Annotated in this window: 6 protein-coding genes; 4 read left to right on the top strand and 2 right to left on the bottom strand. The window is 43.9% G+C overall.

The genetic code is table 11. The annotated features are described in order from the left end of the window. On the bottom strand, positions 1-1,371 hold a 1,371-nt coding region (locus HRU23_11885), incomplete at its 3' end, for an AAA family ATPase (protein NRA54837.1). 311 nt (positions 1,372-1,682) lie between these two features. Here HRU23_11885 and HRU23_11880 point away from each other — a divergent pair. The 4 genes from HRU23_11880 (at position 1,683) to HRU23_11865 (ending at position 5,757) form a co-directional block, all read left to right on the top strand. Beyond that, positions 1,683-3,266 (top strand): 3-oxoacid CoA-transferase, encoded by a 1,584-nt coding sequence (locus tag HRU23_11880; GenBank protein NRA54836.1) that lies wholly within the window; start codon positions 1,683-1,685, stop codon positions 3,264-3,266. 44 nt (positions 3,267-3,310) lie between these two features. Continuing rightward, the gene (locus HRU23_11875; protein ID NRA54835.1) at positions 3,311-4,513 is read left to right on the top strand and encodes an MFS transporter; all 1,203 of its coding nucleotides are present in this window, start codon (positions 3,311-3,313) and stop codon (positions 4,511-4,513) included. Positions 4,514-4,582: 69 nt separating this feature from the next. Beyond that, the gene (locus tag HRU23_11870) at positions 4,583-5,326 is read left to right on the top strand and encodes a ferredoxin--NADP reductase (GenBank protein NRA54834.1); all 744 of its coding nucleotides are present in this window, start codon (positions 4,583-4,585) and stop codon (positions 5,324-5,326) included. A 47-nt stretch (positions 5,327-5,373) separates the two neighbouring features. Further along, entirely contained in the window at positions 5,374-5,757 is a 384-nt protein-coding gene (locus HRU23_11865) for an MAPEG family protein (protein ID NRA54833.1), read from the top strand. A 32-nt stretch (positions 5,758-5,789) separates the two neighbouring features. On the opposite strand, the gene HRU23_11860 is transcribed toward HRU23_11865, so the two are convergent. Continuing rightward, the gene (locus HRU23_11860; protein NRA54832.1) at positions 5,790-5,966 is read right to left on the bottom strand and encodes a hypothetical protein; all 177 of its coding nucleotides are present in this window, start codon (positions 5,964-5,966) and stop codon (positions 5,790-5,792) included. Positions 5,967-6,000 lie beyond the last annotated feature (34 nt).

Below are 6,000 nucleotides of genomic sequence, written 5' to 3'. Positions count from 1 at the left end.
ATCTATTGTTTCAGAATCGTCTAACGGGAATGCGTCAGCATCATCAAGTACATTGTCGCCATCGTCGTCGGTATCGGTATTATCGCCCGTACCGTCGTTATCAGTATCTAATGTTTCAGAGCCGTCTAATGGGAAAGCATCATCCACATCTGGAGTACCGTCTTCATCATCATCGGTGTCGGCATTATTACCTGTGCCATCATTATCGGTATCGACAGTTTCAGTAGCATCTAACGGGAATGCGTCATCATCATCAAGCACATTGTCGCCATCGTCGTCGGTATCGGCATTATTGCCAGTGCCATCATTATCGCTATCGAGGGTTTCAGTACCATCAAATGGAAAGGCATCTTCGGTGTCAACAACACTGTCATTATCGTCATCTTCATCAGCATTATCGCCAAGGCCGTCGTTGTCTGAATCTTTAGACTCGCTTGCGTCAAATGGCATTTCATCTTCAAGATCAGGTACATCGTCGTTATCATCGTCTAAATCGGCATTATCACCCTGATCGTCACCATCTGAATCTAACCACTCTGTAGGATCGTTGGCAAAGGCATCATCATTATCGGCGACGCCATCACCATCGGAATCAATATCGGCATTACCAAGCTGGTTAAAGACGATAGTGTCTAAATTGATTGTCGAATCGATTTCGGCAGCGTCAAGTTCTGTTTTTATTTTTGTGTTTATGGCTGAGGCGTCCGTTAAAAAAGTACTATCAGTGCCACTTGCAGCGGCTTCAAGCTCAGCTGTTGTTGCTGGTAATGAATTCGAAGCGACAATACTACGAGCACTAAAAGCTGCTTCCTCATGACCATCGGCAATGAAATCGCCTAATACTTCTGCTTGATCTATGCCAAGCTCATCGGCTATTTCTGCAACTGCGATTATTTTTGCCTCGGCGATAGCTTCTGCTTTTTCTTCATCACTTAGTCCTGGATCTAATGCGTCGGTTGCTTGTACTAATTTTATATGAACAAAAGTGGAAAGCGGGGTGATATCTTGTTCACCAGCGGGAGCTGACATGGTGTAGTTTGAGGCAACGGTATTGCCGGTCGACTCATCAACTGTTTTACCTTTGATTGCACGGACGATAAGAGGATAAAGCTCTGGGTTTTCAATACCAGTGACATCAAGAGTGGCTTTACCACCATCACCGGTAATTGCTTGAGGCTCGCCCGCGTCATGTTGGTTATTTTCATTTAAATCGAGCCAAACTTGAGCATTTTTCAAGTAACCATCAATAGCGGTGACATTATAGGTGGCAGGTGCTTCTGTATTATCGATGGAGTCACTACTGCTATTACAACCCGCAAGCCCCATAGTACTAGATAAACCAAGTGCGATAATGAGAGGTTTCTTTTTCATTAGAACTATCCCTGAATTTAATGATTGATATTAATGGTTAATTTGTAACCATATTAAGGGTTGTTGTACGAATGTAAACTAAATAATCTAGTGTCAATGTTAAGTTTTTATGCTTTTTGGGGCTTAAATAACAGTTTTGATATAAATAACAGTCGTATACCGTTACTTTTTTATAGTGATTGGGGTTAATATTTAACCACAATCTAATCATTTGGTCGAATATTCAACATTTATATATTGGCTATAGTGAATAAAATTAATCAGCTGCGGTTTCGCTAGACTTGGTGGTTAATCATTCATAGGAAAAAATTATGCAGGTTCAAGTACTTTCTCAACAGCAAGTTGCTGAGTTAATTAACGATGGTGACAAAGTTGTGCTCGGAGGTTTTATTGGCTCTGTGGTGCCTGAAGCGATTGAAAGTGCGATTGGCCAGCGATTTTTAACCAGTGGTCATCCGCGAAATTTAGAGCTGTATTTTACCGCAGGACAAGGTGATGGGCATGGTAGAGCAAACAATCATTTCGCGCATGAAGGCATGGTTAGCATGGCTTATGGTGGCCATTGGGGCTTAATCCCTAATCTTCAAAAGTTAGCCAATGAGCATAAAATTACGGGGTATAACTTTCCGCAAGGGGTTATCTCACATCTATTACGCGACTCTGCTGCGGGCAAGCCCGGTACTTTAACGCACGTTGGTTTGGGGACTTTTGTCGACCCGCTACAGGGTGGCGGAAAAATAAATAGCGTTACCACGCAAGAGCGAGTGTCTCGAATAACCATTGATCAACAAGATTATCTTTTTTATCGTCGGATTGATGCCAATGTCGCTATTCTTCGAGGCACGACAGCCGATGAAAATGGCAATATTACGATGGAAGATGAATGTTTCTTTCTGGAAAATCTGGCTGCTGCTCAGTTAGTCAGCAATATGGGTGGCACGGTAATTGTTCAAGTTAAACAAATCGTCAAGGCCGGTCAGCTTAATCCGCAAGAGGTAAAAATTCCGGGGATCTTTGTTAATGTTGTCACTATTGCTGATGAATCTGAGCATATGCAAACATTTGCTGAGCCAATGAATCACACATATTGCGGTCGCGGTGATTTTAAGCAAACGGAATTAAAGGCAGCTGTTTTGCTTAATGCTAAAAAGATTATCGCCAGACGGGCAGCGTTAGAATTAACTCAAGGGGCAGTCCTAAATTATGGGATTGGTATTCCTGAGTTAATTGCCGCGATTACGGACGAAGAAGGCGTAACGGACCAAGTGACGGCAACCGTTGAGTCTGGAGTCATTGGTGGAACCTTAGCAAGCGGCTTGAGTTTTGGTGCGTCGGCCTTCCCCCAAGCGATTATTACGCAAGATCAAATATTTGATTTTTACGACGGTGGCGGGCTAGATCAAGCGTTTCTTGGTTTAGCGCAGTGTGATGCTAAAGGCGATCTCAATGTATCAAAATTTGGTTCTAAAATAGCAGGTTGTGGTGGTTTTATTAATATTAGCCAAAATGCTAAACAGGTATTTTTCTGTGGCACATTTACTACTGGCGAGCTGGTGGTTGCGACCGAACACGGTAAATTGAAAATTGTAACTGAAGGTAAGGTTCAAAAATTCATTGAACGAGTGCAGCAAATAACCTTTAGTGCCGATTATGCGCGCGAGCGTAATAAAACCGTACTGTATATTACCGAGCGCGCAGTGTTTAAGTTAGTTGATCAAACACTTGAGCTGATTGAGATTGCTCCCGGCATTGACCTTGAGCGTGACATTTTGCAGCAAATGCAATTTATGCCTCGAATAAGTAAAGCGTTAAAATTAATGGATAGCCGAATTTTTGTCGAGCAGCCGATGGGCCTAGTCTTAAAAAATCCGCTCAGTAAAACTAACGTGCAATAGCACTGTGAATAGTACTATAAACAGTACTACCAATAGGTTAAACAATGATTAAAACCAATACTGGTGAATATCGCCGTGCTAGTTTGGCGCTGGCGCTGGGCTCATTTTTAGTTTTTTGTAATTTGTATATCGTGCAGCCAATGTTGCCATTGATCGCCAATAAATTCTCGGCTAGCGCAACGGCGACTAATTGGTTGCTAGCTGCGGGAACGTTGGCGTTGGCGTTAACCTTGGTGCCTTGGGCTATCTATTCAGAGCGCGTTGGCCGCCGCAAAGTAATGCTACTTAGTTTGTTTTTAGTACCCATAGTTGGGCTGATTATGTTATTGGCCGATACCTTGTTAATGATGGTTCTAGCGCGGGCCGCCATGGGGGTGGCACTCGCTGGTTTTACTGCTGTTGCGGTTGCTTATATGGCTGAAGAGTTTTCGCCCGAGGCTTTAATTTTGGCCGTTGGCGGTTATATTAGCGCTAATTCTTTAGGCGGAATTTTTGGTCGTATTTACGGTGCGGCCGTAAGTGATCATTGGGGCTGGCAAGCTGCGGTGGCCGGCATGGCGCTATTTAGTTTCATAGGTGCATTGTTAGTGCGGCAGCTATTACCAGCGCAGCAACATTTTAGACCACAGCAGGCCAATCTCCAGCAACACGGTCAGACGGTGCTAATGCATTTACGCCAACCATCATTATGGCTCGCGATGTTGATTGGCGGGATTAATTTTGCTTTATTCATAAATTTATATACCGTGACCGGTTTTCGATTGGTCGCGCCGCCTTACTCTTTACCGGTGAGCTGGACAGGGTTAATTTTCCTGTGTTATCTCAGCGGTACCTTAACCGCCAAATTAAGTGGCTGGTGGAGCCAATATTACAGTGCGATTAAAGGACTGTTATTAGGCACTACGGTGAGCTTACTTGGCATGTGGTGTGCGACTTACAATTCAATCGTCACCATAGTGATTGGCTTGTTGCTGATTAGCTCGGGTGCTTTTTTTACCCACTCATTAGCTTACGCTTGGGTTAGTCAGCAGGCTAAAACGGCGAAAGCAACCGCGACGGCACTTTATTTAGTTCATTACTATGTTGGCGGCAGCCTTGGTGGTTTTTACTTAATTGCGTGTTGGCAATATGGTGGTTGGTCGGGTGTGCTGGCGGCAGGTATGGCATTGTATACTGCTATTTACGCGCTGTGTTGGCGTCTTAACACTTGCATCGACTCTGGGCCTATTATCGCGAAATCGGTTTAATATCTTGTGTTTTAATCGCTTAAATCTTGAGCTAGACTAATAGAGTCTACTAACATTGGGGTGGTAATGATGGCAAATTGGATTGAGGGTAAGGTGGTTGAAAATATTCACTGGCACAGTCGGCTGTTTAGTTTGCGGGTTGAAGCAACGCTGGCACCATTTACTGCAGGGCAGTTTACCAAGCTGGCACTTGAACATGAAGGCCAACGTACAACACGGGCCTATTCTTTTGTTAATTCACCCGAGCAACCGATCCATGAGTTTTATTATATAACAGTTGAGCAGGGCAGCTTGTCGCCGCAGTTGGCCCAATTAAAACCTGGTGATGCGGTTTTAGTCGCTCAGCAACCGACTGGTTTTTTTACCCTAAATGAAGTGCCCGACGCTAAATCACTGTGGTTATTGTCAACGGGGACTGCGATTGGGCCTTATTTATCGATGTTGAAAACGGCAAACTTAGTCGACCGTTTCGAGAAAATAGTGTTAGTACATTGCGTGCGCCAATACCATGATTTGAGCTACCGTGCTGAAATAGAAGCCCTAGTTGCGAAATTTAAACCGCGGTTAGTTTATGTGCCTATTGTTACCCGCGAACCTAACAGCGAAATGTTATCGGCGCGAATTCCGGCTGCGATTACCAGTGGTCAACTGGCAAATTCAGCACAGGTAGCACTCACTCCCGAGGAGAGTCAGGTGATGGTGTGCGGTAACCCTGAAATGGTCCGAACTACCCAGAAATTGCTGCTAAGCTTGGGTTTTACCAAAAACTTACGGCGAACACCAGGCAATATCACGGTTGAAAACTATTGGTAGAATCAGTTATATTTAGACGAAATTTTAAATTGAATGAAAGGTAAGTTGTGGAAATTATTATTGTTTGTGTATTAATCGCTGTGTTGTTGCCGTATTTAGCGAAAGCACCGTTAGCTTTTGCCATGGCTAAGGAAAGTCGTTATGACAATCATTACCCGCGTAGTCAGCAGGCTCGGTTAACAGGGTTTGGGGCAAGGGCGTTAGCGGCTCATCAAAATTCATTCGAAGCGTTAATCATTTTTTCGGCGGCGTCAGCGGTGGTACTAGCGACCAATACTGTTAGTGCCGGCATTGAATGGCTGGCTATTATCCATATTGTGGCGCGCGTGATCTATTGTTTGATGTATTACATTGATCAAGACAAATTGCGTAGTCTTAGTTGGTTTGTCGCAACGGCTTGTCCAGTAGCTATGCTGTTGTTATCACTGTAAACGGTATAATTATACTAATTATACTCATTATATTAATCCGTGGCCGTCTTTGCCGCTTCTTCTGCTTCTTTGGCGGCAATCGCACGTTTTTGTTTACGATAAATTGCGTACTGCTCATAAAAATGATCCCACACACACGGAGCGCATGCACCGCCACCACAGCAGTCGTCATCTAAAGGCTTTACGGGTTTTTCGATAAGTTCTGTCATGTAAAATACTCGTTACGATTTATTGATTATCAGC

The sequence above is a fragment of the Gammaproteobacteria bacterium genome, from assembly GCA_013214945.1.
Lineage (GTDB): Bacteria > Pseudomonadota > Gammaproteobacteria > Enterobacterales > Psychrobiaceae > Psychrobium.
The sequence above is the reverse complement of the archived record's forward strand: the minus strand, read 5'-3'. Positions and strand labels throughout refer to the sequence as shown.

Excerpts from the sequence above, each read along its gene's own strand:
- HRU23_11880 (NRA54836.1), top strand. The coding sequence starts at position 1,683 with ATGCAGGTTCAAGTACTTTCTCAACAGCAAGTTGCTGAGTTAATTAAC.
- HRU23_11875 (NRA54835.1), top strand. The coding sequence starts at position 3,311 with ATGATTAAAACCAATACTGGTGAATATCGCCGTGCTAGTTTGGCGCTG.
- HRU23_11870 (NRA54834.1), top strand. The coding sequence starts at position 4,583 with ATGGCAAATTGGATTGAGGGTAAGGTGGTTGAAAATATTCACTGGCAC.
- HRU23_11860 (NRA54832.1), bottom strand. The coding sequence starts at position 5,966 with ATGACAGAACTTATCGAAAAACCCGTAAAGCCTTTAGATGACGACTGC.